Origin of the sequence: Devosia albogilva, from assembly GCF_042685625.1 — a bacterium.
Classification (GTDB): Bacteria; Pseudomonadota; Alphaproteobacteria; order Rhizobiales; family Devosiaceae; genus Devosia; species Devosia albogilva.
Genome location: NZ_JBHUNP010000001.1, coordinates 3,759,687 through 3,776,683 on the forward strand (window position 1 = coordinate 3,759,687; position 16,997 = coordinate 3,776,683).

The 16,997-nt window shown below is 64.9% G+C and carries 15 protein-coding genes and 1 tRNA gene; 6 read left to right on the forward strand and 10 right to left on the reverse strand.

What is annotated here, in order from left to right; all coding sequences use genetic code 11:
• Positions 1-23: 23 nt before the first annotated feature.
• Positions 24-108, reverse strand: a tRNA-Leu gene (locus ACFSX5_RS18800).
• A gap of 285 nt (positions 109-393) precedes the next feature.
• Between ACFSX5_RS18800 and ACFSX5_RS18805 the strand changes: the two genes are divergently transcribed.
• Complete coding sequence (locus ACFSX5_RS18805) at positions 394-732, forward strand: P-II family nitrogen regulator (protein WP_126151873.1); 339 nt, start codon at positions 394-396, stop codon at positions 730-732.
• Positions 733-795: 63 nt separating this feature from the next.
• Positions 796-2,205, forward strand: coding sequence for a type I glutamate--ammonia ligase (gene glnA / locus ACFSX5_RS18810; RefSeq protein ID WP_386835494.1), 1,410 nt, complete (start codon positions 796-798; stop codon positions 2,203-2,205).
• Between the two features lie 54 nt (positions 2,206-2,259).
• On the opposite strand, the gene ACFSX5_RS18815 is transcribed toward glnA, so the two are convergent.
• From ACFSX5_RS18815 to ACFSX5_RS18830, 4 genes are all read right to left on the reverse strand, one after another.
• On the reverse strand, positions 2,260-2,517 hold the full coding sequence (locus tag ACFSX5_RS18815) for a hypothetical protein (protein ID WP_386835495.1): 258 nt from the start codon (positions 2,515-2,517) through the stop codon (positions 2,260-2,262).
• A gap of 70 nt (positions 2,518-2,587) precedes the next feature.
• Positions 2,588-3,265 (reverse strand): PilZ domain-containing protein, encoded by a 678-nt coding sequence (locus ACFSX5_RS18820; protein ID WP_386835496.1) that lies wholly within the window; start codon positions 3,263-3,265, stop codon positions 2,588-2,590.
• 49 nt (positions 3,266-3,314) lie between these two features.
• Complete coding sequence (locus ACFSX5_RS18825) at positions 3,315-4,850, reverse strand: ATP-binding cassette domain-containing protein (protein ID WP_386835497.1); 1,536 nt, start codon at positions 4,848-4,850, stop codon at positions 3,315-3,317.
• Positions 4,851-5,401: 551 nt separating this feature from the next.
• Entirely contained in the window at positions 5,402-5,716 is a 315-nt protein-coding gene (locus tag ACFSX5_RS18830; RefSeq protein ID WP_386835498.1) for a hypothetical protein, read from the reverse strand.
• A gap of 213 nt (positions 5,717-5,929) precedes the next feature.
• Here ACFSX5_RS18830 and parE point away from each other — a divergent pair, with 213 nt between their 5' ends.
• From parE to ACFSX5_RS18850, 4 genes are all read left to right on the forward strand, one after another.
• Positions 5,930-7,945: a DNA topoisomerase IV subunit B gene (gene parE / locus ACFSX5_RS18835; RefSeq protein WP_386835499.1), complete on the forward strand. Its 2,016-nt coding sequence runs from the start codon at positions 5,930-5,932 to the stop codon at positions 7,943-7,945.
• Positions 7,946-8,105: 160 nt separating this feature from the next.
• Positions 8,106-9,257: a cytochrome P450 gene (locus ACFSX5_RS18840; protein WP_386835500.1), complete on the forward strand. Its 1,152-nt coding sequence runs from the start codon at positions 8,106-8,108 to the stop codon at positions 9,255-9,257.
• Between the two features lie 297 nt (positions 9,258-9,554).
• Positions 9,555-10,946 (forward strand): DEAD/DEAH box helicase, encoded by a 1,392-nt coding sequence (locus ACFSX5_RS18845; RefSeq protein ID WP_386835501.1) that lies wholly within the window; start codon positions 9,555-9,557, stop codon positions 10,944-10,946.
• Between the two features lie 131 nt (positions 10,947-11,077).
• Positions 11,078-12,121 (forward strand): GGDEF domain-containing protein, encoded by a 1,044-nt coding sequence (locus tag ACFSX5_RS18850; RefSeq protein WP_386835502.1) that lies wholly within the window; start codon positions 11,078-11,080, stop codon positions 12,119-12,121.
• 3 nt (positions 12,122-12,124) lie between these two features.
• On the opposite strand, the gene ACFSX5_RS18855 is transcribed toward ACFSX5_RS18850, so the two are convergent.
• From ACFSX5_RS18855 to sufD, 5 genes are all read right to left on the reverse strand, one after another.
• Entirely contained in the window at positions 12,125-13,390 is a 1,266-nt protein-coding gene (locus ACFSX5_RS18855; RefSeq protein ID WP_386835689.1) for a 3-phosphoshikimate 1-carboxyvinyltransferase, read from the reverse strand.
• 199 nt (positions 13,391-13,589) lie between these two features.
• Complete coding sequence (gene sufA, locus ACFSX5_RS18860) at positions 13,590-13,970, reverse strand: Fe-S cluster assembly scaffold SufA (RefSeq protein WP_386835503.1); 381 nt, start codon at positions 13,968-13,970, stop codon at positions 13,590-13,592.
• 56 nt (positions 13,971-14,026) lie between these two features.
• A complete protein-coding gene (locus ACFSX5_RS18865; protein WP_386835505.1) occupies positions 14,027-14,404 on the reverse strand; it encodes an SUF system Fe-S cluster assembly protein in 378 nt (125 codons plus the stop codon).
• A gap of 13 nt (positions 14,405-14,417) precedes the next feature.
• A complete protein-coding gene (locus ACFSX5_RS18870) occupies positions 14,418-15,638 on the reverse strand; it encodes a cysteine desulfurase (RefSeq protein ID WP_386835506.1) in 1,221 nt (406 codons plus the stop codon).
• 151 nt (positions 15,639-15,789) lie between these two features.
• Positions 15,790-16,986, reverse strand: coding sequence for a Fe-S cluster assembly protein SufD (gene sufD, locus ACFSX5_RS18875; protein WP_386835507.1), 1,197 nt, complete (start codon positions 16,984-16,986; stop codon positions 15,790-15,792).
• Positions 16,987-16,997 lie beyond the last annotated feature (11 nt).

Sequence of the window (16,997 nt, forward strand, 5' to 3'; positions counted from 1 at the left end):
CCTGTGAGGCCAGGTCCTTATAGTGGTGCGGGCGAGAGGGGTCGAACCTCCACGCCTTGCGGCGCTGGAACCTAAATCCAGTGCGTCTGCCAGTTCCGCCACGCCCGCCCAAGGACCCGCTGGCCGGGTTGGGGCGAGGGTCTATCGCAAGAAATCGGGGCAGTCAAAGCTTCATTGGCAGGCGCTCGGCGCGCCCGCGCACGAGCATAGGTCTACATTCTGGGCATTCCGCCTGTTTTTTGTGCATCCGTTGCACCGCACCCATTGGCAGGCTGCACATCACCCCAGACCAAGCCTTTGATGAAGCTGGCATTTCGGTCGCTGGCAGGCGCTGGCATACCCCATGCATACGGGTTGGCGACATCGGCCACTAGCGGCATCGTGGAGGCGCACGTGAAAAAGATCGAGGCTATCGTAAAGCCCTTCAAGCTGGATGAGGTGAAAGAGGCGCTGCAGGAAGTCGGCCTGCAAGGCATCACCGTCACCGAAGCCAAGGGGTTCGGCCGTCAGAAGGGCCACACGGAGCTGTATCGCGGCGCCGAATATGTCGTCGACTTCCTGCCCAAGGTGAAGGTGGAAGTCGTGTGCCCGGATGAGCTCGCCGAAAAGGCGATCGAGGCCATCCGCACCGCCGCCCAGACTGGCCGCATCGGCGACGGCAAGATCTTCGTCTACTCCATCGAGCAGGCGATCCGCATCCGCACCGGGGAATTCGGCGACGACGCCCTCTAGAGCCTCAGGCTCCCGGCCCGTCCCGCAAGACAACAAGCATTTCCGAGTTACAGGGGAAAACGAATGACTACCGCAAGCGACCTTCTCAAGAAGATCAAGGACGAGAACATCAAGTACGTCGACCTGCGCTTCACCGACGTGCGCGGCAAGCTGCAGCATGTCACCATGGACGTGAGCGTCGTCGACGAGGACCTCTTTGAAGAAGGCACCATGTTCGACGGCTCCTCGATCGCCGGTTGGAAGGCGATCAACGAGTCCGACATGGTGCTGATGCCCGATCCGGCCTCGGCCTATGTGGACCCGTTCTTCGGCGCGGCCACGCTCGCCATCAACTGCGACATTCTCGAGCCCCTGACCTACCAGCCCTATAGCCGCGACCCGCGCACCACGGCCAAGAAAGCCGAGGCGTACCTGAAGTCGACCGGCATCGGCGACACCGTGGTGTTCGGCCCCGAGCCCGAATTCTTCATGTTCGACGACGTCCGCTTCTCGAACACCACCTACAAGGTCGGATTCGAAGTCGACCATCCGGAACTGCCGTCCAACAACGACACCGCCTATGAGTCCGGCAACAACGGCCACCACATCGGCCTGAAGAAGGGCTACTTCCCGGTGCCGCCGCTGGATACCGCCCAGGACATCCGCGGCGAAATGCTGGCGGCGATGGCCGACATGGGCGTCGTGGTCGAGAAGCACCACCACGAAGTGGCCTCGGCCCAGCACGAACTCGGCATCAAGTTCGCCCCGATGATCAAGTCGGCCGACGACGTGCAGATCTACAAGTACGTCATCCAGCAGGTCGCCAACGCCTACGGCAAGACCGTGACCTTCATGCCGAAGCCGATCTATGGCGACAACGGCTCGGGCATGCACTGCCACCAGTCGATCTGGAAGGACGGCAAGCCGCTCTTCGCCGGTGACCAGTATGCCGGCCTGTCGATGGAAGCGCTCTACTACATCGGCGGCATCATCAAGCACGCCAAGGCCATCAACGCCTTCACCAACCCGACCACCAACAGCTACAAGCGCCTGGTGCCGGGCTTCGAGGCTCCCGTGCTGCTGGCCTACTCGGCCCGTAACCGTTCGGCTTCGTGCCGCATTCCGTTCGGCCAGTCGCCCAAGGCCAAGCGCGTCGAGGTTCGCTTCCCCGATCCGCTGGCGAACCCCTATCTCGGCTTCGCCGCCCTGCTGATGGCCGGCATCGACGGCATCAAGAACAAGATCCACCCGGGCGATCCGATGGACAAGGACCTCTACGAGCTGCCGCGCCAGGAACTGATGCAGATCCCGACCGTGTCCGGTTCGCTGCGCGAGGCTCTGGAAGCCCTCGACAAGGACCGCGACTTCCTCAAGGCCGGTGGCGTGTTCGAGGACGACCAGATCGACAGCTACATCGAGCTCAAGATGACCGAAGTCATCAAGTTCGAGCACACCCCGCATCCGGTAGAATACGAGATGTACTACTCGGCCTGATCAGGCCACACGGAATAGTTGGAGGGGCCCTACGGGGCCCCTTTTTCGTGGGCGCTAGTTGCCGGGATTGTAGCGGCGGAAGGCCTGGACGGCGCGGGCGTCCTCCACGCGCTTCAGAATCACCCCGGCGAGCAGGTCCTGGGAGTTGGTGGACAGTCCCTTGGCGGTCCGCATGTACTCCCCCATCGCCTCCGGGTCGAAATCGGCCTGACCGATGACTTGCCCGAGCGCACGGTAAAAGGCCTCGTCTTCCGCAGGATCGGTAGTGTGCCACGTGTCGCGGTTGAGATAGGTATCGAAGATTGCGTACATCGCCTCGCTCGCTGCTCGCCGCCGGAACGGCCATCGTGACCGTCAGGTTGCCGATATTCTGCCGTGGGGTCTAGAACTTGGTCTGCAGTTCCAAAACGGCCTCGGGAGACAATGCCGGCAACATCAGCGTCTCAAGGGCATCAGCCTCCTGCAGTTCGATGAACTGCAGGGCGAAGCCCACGTCCAGGTAGCGCACCACGCGACCAACAAGCCTGCCGACCGCCAGCGGCGTCCCGATCTCAGGCGAAATGCCGGCCGACACTGCAACGCCTGACTGCGAGATGTCGATGACGAAACACGGAACGCAAGTGCCGTCGGCGAGAGTGATCAGTGTTCGTGGGTCGCGCGGCAGGATCCGCTTGTGCTCCCGCTGGTCGGGGGCCGATTGGTAAACGTGCTTGCGCTGCCAGACGATCTTCGCCCCGAGCTTGTCGCGTTCCGCATCCTTCAGCATCAGCTCCATGACGAAACCCGACGGCAGGCGGCGGTTGATGCGCCCCCGCAGCAGCCCGAACGTGTCGAAATGGGCCGCCACCGGTTCGTTCAGGGAACCGACGACCGGCCCGATCACTGCGGCAAAGCGGGTGGAAATCGAGCACAGGCGGCACGCATAGGCGGACAGCTTCTCGGTGCCCTCGCGGCGCTGTGGCAGCACATAGCGCCCACCAGCCGCTCCGATGAAGCGCACGTCATGCCACTCGAACTGCGACCTCGCTGGCAGCGCATCCCCGAAGAGTGCAGACGACAAGGCTTTCCCCCAAAAACCTTAGACTTCAAAATAATTTAGACCCAAACCCCTAACGAGTGGTCACGATCACCGCTCGACGTTGGCCTGCCGCGGCGAAGAAGCCTTCCGGCGAAACCACCTCGCGCAAACGCTTCCCCTCGATCTGCAGAAACCGGCTGCCCAGTCCGCGCACGAAGCTGCGGTCGTGCGAGACCAGCAGGCAGGTGGCGCCGTGGCTGACGATTTCGTCCTCCAGGCGCTCCTGGCCCGGGATATCGAGGTGGTTGGTGGGCTCGTCCAGCAGGTAGAGGTTGGGCTCGCTCAGCCGCAGCACCAGCAATCCAAGCCGCGTCTGCTGCCCATAGGATAGCTGCCCCACCCGCCGCGCCTGCTGTTCCACCGAGAACCCTGCTCCGGCAAGCAGGCTCCTGCGCCGCTGGTCGCCGATGTCGAACCGCTGCAGCACCTCGGTGGGCGTCTGCTTCTCCGGCAGCAGCGACAAGGCCTGGTCCAGATAGCCGCAGACTGCCTGTGGGCTCGTCCGCAGCCCCTGCACCGTCTCGCCACCAAGGGCGCGGTGCACGAGCTTCAGCAGTTGCGACTTGCCCGTTCCGTTCGCGCCGAGCAGCACCACGCGGTCGCCCTGGAACACATGCAGCTTGTCGATCCGGAACAGCGTCCTGCCGTCCGGCGATGCCACCTCGACATCCTCGAACGCCAGCATCACCTTGGCCTGGGCGCCGGCATTCACCAGCCTGATCTCGCCGCTCCGCTCCCGATGGACCTCGGCCGCCGCAGCCTCGATCTTGGCGGCCCGCTCGCGCAGATACTTGGACTTGACCACCAGCAGATCGCTGCCGGAGTTGATGCCGATATTGGTGAGCTTGGCCGCCTGCTTGCGCAGCCGCTCGGCCTCCTTGAGCTCCCGCTCGCGCTGGGCCTCCGCCGCCTCGTCAGCCTCCGCCAACGCGATGCGCGCACGGCTGAACGGCAACGCGAAGGTTACGGACTCCGTCGGCCGGAGAAACAGCGTCCGGTTGGTAGTATTATCCAGGAACTGCCGGTCGTGGCTGGCGATCACCACCGGCACCGACTTCGACACGCCCGCGAGCCACCGCTCCAACTGCGCCAACCGGGTCAGGTCGAGATGGTTGGTCGGCTCGTCGAGCAGCAGCATGTCGGGCTGCCGGACCCAGGTCCGTGCGATCAGCGCGATCCGCTGCCAGCCGCCGCTGAGCTCGCCCACCAGGCGATCCCGCATCTCGGCCGGGGTTTCGAACTCGTCGAGCGCCACCTCCACCCGCCAGGCCTCGTAGTCGCGCTCCGCCTCGGGCAGCGCCTCGAGCACGGCATCACGCAGCGTGAGGCCAAGGGAGTCCTTCGGCATGTCCTGCTCGACATAGCCAACCGTCAGCCCGCGCGAACGCACGATGTCGCCCGTAGTGAGTTCGGCGATCCCCGCCATGGCGCGCAACAGGGTGGTCTTGCCGCGGCCATTGCCGGCGACGAGCCCGAGGCGATCGCCTTCGGCTATGACGATGTCGAGATTGGAAAAGAGCGGTTCGGTGGCGATGACGCCGGCGTTGCGGAGACTGATCGATCCCATCGGGAGAATTCCATTGGTGCTGGCGCAGCAGCGCCTATTGCCAGAAACGACGGTGCCAAGGGCGAACCGTCAGGATGGGCAAACCAGTGGGATGAGACCGAAGAAGGAGGTCCGGACCAGCGCCTGGTCAGCCCTGCAGCGAAAACCGCAGGGCGAAAACAGGGCCGCGCTGGCGATGATGCTTGTAGCTATGCATGCAGCCCTCCTGTTGGCGTGGTCGATGGTCGAGACATAACGCCGGCTGCCAGGCATGGCAACCGGTCAGGCGAAGTAGAACAGCGCGGAAACACAGAGCAATAGCCCCAGACGCGGGGCAGCCAGATCGGCCAGCCGGTACGCAATACCTGAAAATCCGGCAAACGGCCGATCGAGACGGCGACTCAAGCCGAGCGGGACAGGGTACGCAGAACAAGTTTCCCGGTCGGCTTGCATACGGCTACTCCAGACCAAAACCGTATGCCCTTGGTTGTAGCGGCACGCGCTTAAGAAAGTGCTTTCAAGAAGCAAACGGAATGTAAATCCGGCGCCCGATCTTGGGACAGGCCCGCACCCTACCCCGCCGGCCGCAGCCGTTCGCGGCCCTCGATCCGGCCCGTGCAGATGTTGAAGTCCAGCAGCCACACCCAGCCGTCCCGCGTCGCCCGCACCTGGATATGCTTGTCCATCTCCACATTGAGCGCGATGTTGTCATAGCCGCGGGCGGCGACCGCCTGGCGCACCTGATAGTCGTTGAGGCAGGTGATCCGCTCGGGGAAAAAATCCGACCGCTCGTCGCCGAAGAAGATGCCGAAGTTTAGGTTCTGCGCGGCGGCCGGCTGGACGAGCAGCCCGGCACTCGCGATCACGATTGCTGCAAGCTTGCGCATGGCGGTTCCTTTCCGCGCCTTCTGGCGCTATCGGAGGGCAATTCATCATCCTGCGTCCGGTTGCTTGAACTGTTGGCCAACAGGCCGTTCAGCCACCGTTCATGTTCGTTCATCCGGTTGTTGGGGAAGAGCGGGGGGCGAGGCGATTCAAGCGGTCGCCGGCAGGTATGATAGAACCAACGTTCCCGATTCGGTCCTCAACACGGACGATGCATGTCTGAAGACAACGACCTTTTCGGCGCCCGGCCCGAAGCTGTGCCGGTTGATGCCGTCCCCGAGCCCCGCGCGTCCTCAAAGTCCGCGGCAGCGCCGAGCTATTCGGCCGCCGACATCGAGATTCTCGAGGGTCTCGAACCGGTGCGCCGCCGGCCCGGCATGTATATCGGCGGTACCGACTCCAACGCCTTGCACCACCTCTTCGCCGAGGTGATCGACAACTCCATGGACGAGGCCATTGCCGGCCACGCCAACCGGATCGAGGTGCATCTGGGGGCCGACGGCTACATTACGGTTACCGATAATGGCCGCGGCATTCCGGTCGAGAAGCATCCGAAGTTCCCAAACCGCTCGACCCTCGAGATCGTGCACACCGTGCTCCACGCCGGGGGCAAGTTCGACTCCAAGGCCTACGAGACCTCAGGCGGGCTGCATGGCGTCGGCGTCTCCGTGGTCAACGCCCTCTCCGACGAGATGGTGGTGGAGGTCGCGCGCGACCAGCAGCTACACCGCATCATCTTCAGCCGCGGCAAGGTGGTCGAAGACGTGACCAATATCGGTCGCGTCAACAACCGGCGCGGCACCACCACCCGCTTCCACCCCGACCCGCAAATCTTCGGCGACACCGCCCACTTCTCGCCCGAGCGGCTGTTCCGCATGACGCGGGCCAAGGCCTACCTGTTCGGCGGCGTCGAACTGCGCTGGAGCTGCGACGAGAGCCTTGCCACCAGCGATGTCCCGGCAAAGGCGGTCTTTCACTATCCGGGCGGCCTCCGCGACTTCATGGAAGCCCGCATCGAAGGCGAAACGCGGGTCGTCGACGACATTTTCTCCGGCAGCCTGGGCAAAGCCGGCAGCCACGGCGCCGTCGAGTGGGCCATCGCCTGGACGGTGGGGGATGGCGGCGTCTCCTCCTACTGCAACACCGTGCCCACGCCCGACGGGGGCACCCATGAATCCGGGCTGCGGACAGCCCTGCTCCGCGGTCTCAAGAACTATGCCGAGCTGACCAAGAACAAGGGCGCTTCGATCCTCACCGCCGAGGACGTGCTGGCGCACTGCAGCGCCATGCTGTCGGTCTTCATCCGCGAGCCGGAATTCGTCGGCCAGACCAAGGACAAGCTCGCATCCGGCGAAGCCACCCGCATCGTCGACAACGCCCTGCGCGATGCCTTCGACCACTGGCTGGCTGCCTCGCCGAACCAGGCTGGCAAGCTGCTCGATTGGGCCATCGAGCGCGCCGAAGACCGTCTCCGCCGACGCAAGGAAAAGGAAATCGACCGCCAGAGCGCGACACGCAAGCTTCGCCTGCCCGGCAAGCTGGCCGACTGCACGCAGACGGCGGCGCAAGGCGCCGAGCTGTTCATCGTCGAGGGCGACTCGGCGGGCGGCTCCGCCAAGCAGGCGCGTAGCCGCGCCAGCCAGGCCGTTCTGCCCCTGCGCGGCAAGATTCTCAACGTCGCCGGGGCCAGCCGCGACAAGCTCGCGTCCAGCCAGATCATCCAGGACATCATCCAGGCCGTCGGTTGCGGTACCCGCGATCGCTACCGCGAGGAGGATCTGCGCTACGACAAGATCATCCTGATGACGGACGCTGACGTGGACGGCGCCCACATCGCCTCCTTGCTGATGACCTTCTTCTTCCAGGAAATGCCCAAGCTGATCGATGGTGGGCATCTCTACCTGGCCATGCCGCCCCTGTATCGCATCACTCAGGGCGCGAAGACGCTCTATGCCCGCGATGACGCGCACAAGGCCGAGTTGATGGCCACCGAGTTCACGGGCAAGGGCAAAGTGGACGTGACCCGCTTCAAGGGCCTCGGTGAAATGCCGTTCGCGCATCTGCGCGAGACCACCATGGCCCCGGCAAGCCGCACCCTGCTCCAGGTCAAGGTGCGCGATGATCTCGACGCCACCCGCACCACCGTCGACCGCCTGATGGGCAACAAGCCGGAATCCCGGTTCGAGTTCATCCAGCAGAACGCGGCCTTCGTGACCGATCTCGACATCTAGGAACGGCGATCTTGTGTGTCTGCGCCACCGCCGGTAAAACTCCCGCATTCTGAGGTTCCGATGACCGCTTCCATCCGCTTGCGCTGAAAAATCTGCATCGACCCGCGTCCCCCGCTCCAGCGGGCGACCTGTCATGACCAGATTTTGAAAGCGACAGCAGATGAACGTCTTCGACGTACCCTCAGACCCTGCCTTTTGGCAGGACCCTGCCCCATTCTATCGATCCGCACTCCAGCACGGTGGTGGCCTGTTCACCATCAGCAGCGGCGGCTACTCCGTCATCGGCTACCAGGCCCTGTTCGAGCTTGGGCGCGATCCAAGAGTGGAAGGCTTCCCCTTCCCCGAAAAAGGCTTCGGGCCTGGCCTTGATGACCTCCACCGCCTCTTGCGCTGGGGCCTGTTTGCCCTTGGGGCTCCGCAGCACCGATCGCTGCGGCTCGCCGCGATCGCCGGACTGTCCTCCATTCGCGACGACGACATCCGTCAGCACGCCCGCAGGATCGCCGCCGAACTCAGCGCCGCCATGCAGCAGCGCCGTGACGCAGACCTCGTTGGTGACTTCTGCAAGCCGCTGGCGAGCCGGATGTTCTGCCGCTTGCTTGGACTCGACGAAACCGAGGCAGACGGAGTCACGGAAGCGATCGACGCCATCACAGACCAGCTCAACGGCGTACCCGACCGGGCGGCGTCTGCGAATGCCGCAGCAGCTCAGCTCTTTGCATCCATGGAGCGAGTGGCGGCGCGCTCTCCGGTGATTTCAGCCATCAACGCCAGGTTGGCGACGAACAGCCCCGCCAGCGCCGTCGATCTCACCGCATCGTTCATCTTCGATGCCGTGGAAATGGTAGCGACCGGACTGTTCGGCGTGACCGACTTCCTGATGCGCCGGGACGACTTCCGGGATGCCATAGCGGCCGGAGCCTACTCCGTGAAAGACGCGGTGCAGGAGGCCTTCCGCCTCGTGACGCCGGCAACGCTGACGAGCCGCATGGCGCTGGAAACCCTTGAATGGCGGGGCCAGACGATCGAGCAAGGCACGCCGCTGATGATGTGGTGGGGCTCCGGCAACCTCGATCCAGCCATGTTCGACGAGCCGGAGCGCTTCCATCCCAACCGCCCGGTGCGGCGCCATCTCGCCTTCGGCATTGGCGGGCATGCCTGCATCGGTCGCCAGTTCGCCTCGACCGTCGCCGAGGAGGCCGTAAGCGCTCTGCTCCTCGATCCCGAAGCGCGTGTGGAGCCCCTCGGAGAGACGGTGTTCCTCCCGCGGCTTGCGCGCATGGCGGAACGGGCGCGAGTGACCTTCGCCTGAATCCAGAAGGCTCGCCGGTGCTATCGCCGGCGAGCCCGCTAACCTAAACGGCCGCGAGGCCGTTGACTCACCAGGACTTTGCGCTATGGTCCGGCCCGCTGGAACACGTCGGGAACGCTGCAGCGCCCGTCACACCCGGCAGCCCCTGTTGATCCGCGAGTACTGCTTGGAGTCCGGGGGCATATAGTCCGGCGGGCCGGTGAGTTTGCCCGCAACCGACAACCCCGGCGCACCGTTCGAATGTTTCGAACCGGACCTGGCCCCGGGTAGCAAAGTGCGAAGCGGAACAGAGCAAACTTGACCGACGATTTTTCCGGCCTCGGCCTATCGACCAAAGTCACCGATGCGGTGACATCGGCCGGCTACACCAAACCGACCGAGATTCAGGCGCGAGCCATTCCACACCTTCTCGAGAAGAAGGACCTGATCGGCATTGCCCAGACGGGCACCGGCAAGACGGCCTCCTTCGTGCTGCCCATGCTGACGCTGCTCGAGAGCGGCCGTGCCCGGGCGCGTATGCCCCGCACCCTGATCCTCGAGCCGACGCGCGAACTGGCCGCTCAGGTCGCCGAGAACTTCGAGAAGTACGGCAAGAACCACCGCCTCACCATGGCGCTGATCATCGGCGGCGTGAGCTTCGAAGACCAGAACAAGAAGCTCGATCGCGGCGTCGACGTGCTGATCGCCACGCCCGGCCGCCTGCTCGACCAGTTCGACCGTGGCAAGATCCTGCTCACCGGCGTTGAGATCCTGGTGATCGACGAAGCCGACCGCATGCTCGACATGGGTTTCATCGACGACATCGAGAAGATCGTCAGTCGCTTGCCTCCACGGCGGCAGACCATGCTGTTCTCCGCCACCATGGATGCACAGATCGAACGGCTGACCAAGAAGTTCCTCCGGGACCCGGTGCACGTGCAGGTGTCCCGTGCCGCCTCCACCGCTGACACCATCGACCAGAAGCTGGTCAAGGTGTCGAGCAAGCCCGACGAGAAGCGCGCCGCCCTCCGTGCTCGCATCGATGCGGCAGAAGGGCTGACCAACGCCATCATCTTCTGCAACCGCAAGCGCGATGTTGCGACCCTCGCAAACTCGCTGAAGCGGCATGGCTACAGCGCCGGCGCCCTCCATGGCGACATGGATCAGAAGAGCCGGATGGAGACGCTGGACGCATTCAAGACCGACAAGCTGACGCTGCTGGTCGCCAGCGACGTCGCGGCCCGTGGCCTCGACATTCCCAAGGTCAGTCACGTCTTCAATTTCGACGTGCCGGTTCATGCCGAGGACTATGTGCACCGCATCGGCCGCACCGGCCGTGCCGGTCGCTCCGGCGTCGCCTACACCCTGGTGGGACCCGGTGACGAGAAGCACCTCGACGCCATTCTGAAGTTGATCCAGAAGTCGATCGAGTGGCTGGATGCCCCTGCTCCGGCCGCCGCCCCGGCCAAGCCCAGGGCAGAGAAGGCCGAAAAGGCCGAGAAGCCGGCGTCGCGCCGGACGCGTCGCAACGCCCGGCCCGAAGAAGGGGCGGAAGCTGCTCCCGCGGAGCCGAAGCCTTCACCCGCGCCGTCGAAAGCCAGGCCCGAGAAGACCAGACCCGCTCCCACCGAGCCGGTTAGCGACAATCCGTTCGGCAATGACGGGCCTGTTCCGGCATTCCTGCTGCGTCCCGTGCGCACGGCCAGCTAGGGAACTCCCGGTCAGGGGGTTCACCTATGTTGGGGACATGACCATTCCCCGCCTCTAGGGAAAGCGCTAACAATTGGGCGCGAGGGGACTCGGTGGGGGCCGGGTCAGCGCGAGCCTGCGCGGGGGTGCATTTGTCCGACCACGAATTTGAGCGGGCGTTGGGTTATGCCAGCGCCGCACTGGATTTTCTCAAGCGCAGCGGAATTCCGCCACATCCCCCATTCTTCGAGCTGCTCTACACCTATGCAGCAGGGGTTAATCCGAGCCTGAACGCGCGCATCAACGCCCTCGTCCGCGCCGGCACCACGCCAACGCGCGGCCTGATGGAATCGCTCTATAGCGAATTCATGAAGGCCGACGCCAGCGACCGCATTTCCGATGTTTCTGAGCGCATGCACCAACGCATCGAGGCCGTGCACGTGGCAATCGATTCCGCCATGCTCAGTGCCAATGCCTATTCCGGCTCACTGCAGGTCGCGAGCGGCGATCTCGAGCACGATATGTCCGCCACGGCCATGAAGATGCTGGCCGAGACACTTCTCACCGAGACGCGCCGGATGCAGGACAACAACCGGCAGCTCGAGGCACAGCTGGAGGCCTCCCGTCAGGACATCGAGGCCCTGCAGCGCGATATGGACGACGTCCGCCGGGAATCGCTGCTCGATCCGCTCACCAAGATCGCCAACCGCAAGAGCTTCGACGAAGGACTCGCCGCGGCTCTGGAAGACGCCGCGTTGACGGGTCAACCGCTCTGCCTGATCTTTGCCGATATCGACAACTTCAAGCTGTTCAACGACACCTATGGTCACCAGACCGGTGATCAGGTGCTGCGTCTGGTGGCGATGACCATCAAGTCCAACATCAAGGGCAAGGACCTGGCCGCCCGCTACGGCGGCGAGGAGTTCGCAGCCATCCTCCCCTGCACGGACCTGAAAGGCGCCACCGCCGCCGCCGAGAACATCCGCGAAGCGGTCCAGTCCAAGGATCTGGTGAAGCGCTCGACCAACGAGAAGTTGGGACGGATCACCGCCTCGTTCGGTGTAGCGGCCCACACCCGGGGCGACACAGCAACATCGCTGATCGAGCGGGCAGACAAGTGCCTCTACGCCGCCAAGCACGCGGGTCGCAACCGTGTGGTCAACGAGTCCGAGTTGGCCAAGCTCTCCGCCGCCTGACCCTCAAGCCGGCCGCAGGTCCACGCCCAGCCCCGCCAGCATCTCCCAATAATCCGGATAGGTCTTGCCGGTACAGGCCGGGTCGAGAATGGTGATCCCCTCGACCAGCAGCCCCGCCAGCGCAAAGCTCATGGCGATGCGGTGATCGTGATAGGTTTCGATCCGCGCTGGTCGCGCCCGCGCCGCAAGGTTCGGATCGGAGGCAACCACAAGATCGTCCCCCTCCTCCCGAGCCAGTCCCGGCAGGATGCGATTGAGCTCGTTTGCCACTGCGCGGATGCGGTCGGTTTCCTTGACCCGGAGATTGGCGATGCCAACGAAGCGCACCGGCGTCTGATTGAACGCAGCGACCACCGCCAGCGTCGGCACCGCATCCTGCATCTGCGATCCGTCGATCACCGCCGGCATGTTCGGGAATTGCGCCAACACCGCCTGCGCCGCCGCGTCGGGCTGCGTGAAATCCTCGGCTTCCACGCCCAGATCGATCCTGCCCCCGGTCAACACCTCGGCGCCCCAGAGGTAGGTCGCTGCCGAAGCGTCGGGCTCGATGTGGAAGTCGGCCGCCCGATAACCGGTCGGCTGAATGCGCCAGGTGCCCGCATCCACCTGCTCGACCGACGCACCGAAAACCGTCATGGCCGCCACCGTCAGGTCGACATAGCCGCGAGCCCCGATGTCCTTGCCGGTCAGCGCCACCTCGATCGGTCCGTCGCCCAGCGGCGCCGCCATCAGCAGGGCGGAGACGTACTGGCTGGAGAGGCTGGCATCAATCTCCACCCTGCCCCGCCCGAAGCTGCCGCGGCCATGAACCGTAACCGGCGGGCAACCGGTTGGCGCCTCTGCCTCGATGCCGAGAGAACGCAGCGCCGAAACCAGGGGCGCGATGGGGCGCAGGCGCATGTCCTCGTCGCCATCGACGATCACCGCGCCCTCCACGGTCGCGACCGCCGCCGTCAGGAACCGCGTGGCGGTGCCGGCATTGCCGAGAAACAGCGGACCCGACGGGGCCGCCAGCCGGCCGGTGCCCGTGACCACGAAGGTGGTTGCATCCGGCTCATCGACACTAACGCCCATCTGCCGCAAGGCCGCGGCCATCAGCACCGTATCCTTGCTCTTCAGCGCGCCGGTCAGCCGGTTGGTGCCGTCGGCCAGCGCCGCCAGCAACAGCGCCCGATTGGTGATGGATTTCGAGCCCGGCGGGGTGACCCGCCCGATCAGCGGACGGCGCGGCGGAACAATGGTGAGTGCAGGCGGCAACGGCTTGAGCATGATGCCGCGATCAATGCCTGATGGTAGCGCGGCACGCAACTGGTGGAAGAGCGCCACCTAGCCTCCCCCGCGCGCGGGGGAGGAACGGCCGGTTGGTGCCCAGGCAGCGAGGCAAACCCGATGCAACCCCTCCCCCTTTCAGGGGGAGGTTGGGTGGGGGTGCCATCGGCAGGACTAAAACGGAATTGTAACCCCAGACCTAAACCGTCGCCCGCGCCTCAGCCAGGGCCTTGAGGTCGGCCGGCGCCAGTTGCACGCTTTCCCCGCACCCGCAGGCGCCGGTCTGGTTCGGATTCTTGAAGGTGAAGCCCGAGCTCATCTTGGTCTCTTCGAAGTCCATCACCGTACCCAGGAGGAACAGCGTCGCCTTGGGCTCGATGTAAACCTCGACGCCCTTGTCGGCGACGTGGTCGTCGCCCGCGACCGGTTCGGTGACATAGTCGAGCGTATAGGCCATGCCGGCGCAACCGGCGTTCTTGACGCCGACCCGCACGCCGATCACCGGCTTTTCGGAATCCTCGATGATTTCACGCACGCGCTCGGCAGCGGCATCGGTCAAGGACATGATCTTGAGGGGCATCGGCAAAAAGTCCGCTCTATCGGTTCTTCACGATATATAGGGCAGAACGTCCGAACTTACCACCAGTTCAGTGCCACCTGGGCCTCTTCGCTCATCCGTGATGCGTCCCAGGGCGGATCGAACACCATGTTGACCTCGACGTCCTGAATGCCTTCCACGGCGCGGGCGGCGTTCTCCACCCAGCCCGGCATCTCGCCGGCCACGGGACAACCCGGCGCCGTCAGCGTCATGTCGATGGTCAGCTTGCGGTCGTCATCGAGATCGACCTTGTAGATCAGCCCGAGTTCGTAGATGTCGACCGGGATTTCCGGATCGTAGACGGTCTTCAGCGCCCCGATCAGGTCGGTGGTGATGCGCTCCACCTCTTCCGCCGGGATGGACTCGGCCACCTTCGGCTGGATGCGGGTATCGATGGCGTCGGTCTGGTCAGTCATGGTGTCCTCGAGATCACGCGAAGAAGCGGCGGGCGCGCTCGATGCCGTCCACCAGGGCGTCCACGTCGTCCTTGCCGTTATATAGGGCGAAGGAGGCTCGGCATGTAGAGCTCACCCCGAACCGGGTGAGTAGCGGCATGGCGCAGTGCGTGCCGGCCCGCACTGCAATGCCGTAGCGGTCGAGAATGGTTGCGATGTCGTGGGCGTGCGCCCCCTCCACTTCGAAGGCGAAGATGCCGCCCTTGCCGGGCGCCGTGCCGATCAACCGCAGCGAATTGATGCGGCTCAGCCGCTCCAGCGCGTACCCGGCCACCTCGTGCTCATGGGCGACGATGGCCTCGCGCCCGAGGTCCTGCATGTAGCCCAGCGCCGCCCCCAGCCCGATCGCCTGCACGATCGGCGGCGTACCGGCTTCGAAGCGATGCGGCGGCTCGTTATAGGTCACTCCGTCCAGCGTCACCGTGTCGATCATCTCGCCGCCGCCCTGATACGGCTGCATCTCGGCGAGCAGGTCGTAGCGACCGTAGAGCACGCCGATCCCGGTCGGCCCGTAGAGCTTGTGGCCGGTCATCACGTAGAAGTCGACGCCCAGCGCCTGCACGTCCACCTTGGTGTGCACTGCCCCTTGCGAGCCGTCCACCAGCACCGGAATGCCGCGTGCATGCGCCAGTTCGATGATCTCGGCGATCGGCGTGATTGTGCCCAGCACGTTGCTCATATGCGTAACCGCCACCATACGGGTTCGGTCGGTCAGCGCCGCGGCGAAGGCGTCGATGTCGAAGCTGCCGTCGTCCCGCACATCCACCCACTTCAGCACCGCGCCCTTGCGTTCGCGGTGGAAGTGCCAGGGCACGATGTTGGAGTGGTGCTCCATGGTGGTGAGGACGATCTCGTCCCCCTCCCCCAGCCGAGGACCGGCAAAGGACTGCGCCACCAGGTTGATGGCCTCGGTCGCCGACTTGGTGAAGACGATCTCTTCGGGTCGCGCCGCATTGATGAAGCGCTGGGCCGCGAGCCGTCCGCCCTCATAGGATTCGGTGGCGCGGTTCGCCAGAGTATGCAGGCCGCGATGGACATTGGCATATTCGTGGCGGAAGGCATGATCCATCCGCTCCAGCACCTGCACCGGCTTCTGCGCCGACGCCCCGCTGTCGAGATAGACCAGCCGGTTGCCGTGGATCTGCTCCGACAGGATCGGGAAGTCGGCACGGACTTTGTCGAGATCGAAGGTCATCTTTTGATTCCCCACCGAAGTGGACCTTTCCTCCCCTCCCCCTTGAGGGGAGGGGCTGGGGGTGGGGGTCCCTCAGTGGACCACCGCACGACCCCCTCCCTCGGTCCCTCCCCTCAAGGGGGAGGGAAGCAAAGGAACCGCGCCGTCTCGGCTACTTCGCCAGCAGCCAGCCCTCGATCACCCCGTGCAGCGCCTCGGCGAGGCTCTCGTCCTCGATCGGGTCCACCAGCTCCTCGAGGAAGCCGCGCACCAGCATGGTCTCGGCCTCTTCCTTGGGAATGCCGCGGCTCATCAGGTAGAACAGCGAGTCCTCGTCGAGCTTGCCGCAGGTCGAGCCGTGGCCGCAGACCACGTCGTCGGCATAGATCTCGAGCTCGGGCTTGGAGAGGATCTCCGCCTCGTCCGAGAGCATCAGGCCCTGGTGCATGAACTTGGCATCGGTCTTCTGCGCATCGCGCGCCACCACCAGCCTCCCCTGCACGACCGCCTTGCCGCGGCCACGGGTGATCGACTTGAACAGCGGCTGCGACGTCGTGTGGGGCACCTCGTGGACGGCCTCCATGGTGATGTCGCTATGCTGCCCGTCGGCCACTAGGTTGAGCCCGGTGATGTCGCCATGGGCGTTGGCACCCTCATAGCTCGGGAACAGGTGCGTCCGGGCCAGCCCCGAGCCGGCATGGATCACCAGCGTCCGCAGGCGCGCGCCGTCGGCGAGGTGATACTCGTTGGTGGCGAAGTGCGAGGCCGCGCGCGGCGACAGGTCGATCGTGACATGCGTCAGCAGCGCGTTCTTGCCGAGCGCCACATAGCTGGCGTGGTTGCCGACATGAGCCGCGTCCGAGCCGGTAAAGGTCTCGACGATGGTGGCGGTCGCCCCATCGGCGACGAAGATCTTCAGCGCATCGGCAACGTGGGCGGCTTCACCCTCGATGCGGTGGGCGATCTGGATCACCTGCTCGACCGTGCCGTCGATCGTGAGGCTCAGCGACTCCCCGACCAGGCCGTTGTTGAGGTGAACGATGACATCGTCACGGGTGGTGAGGACGCCACCGTGCACGGTGCCCAGCGTCACGCCGGCCGGCGGCGTGCCCTGCTGCAGGGCCACGCCGTTGACCAGCGTCAGGTTATAGGCGCCGGCTACCGACAGCGCCGGCACGTCGACCTGGTTGGCCGGCTTCGCCAGCGGCGGGATCGCGCGAAGCAGCGTCTTGAGATCGGTATAGTGGTAGCTCTCGACACGGCGCGTCGGCAAGCCGGCCGTGGCGATCCGCTCGGCCACCTGGTCGGCGCCGCGGCTCTTGAGCTGCGAGATCAGAGTTTCCTCGGCGGCGCCGAGGCGTACGGGCATGGTCTGTCGCA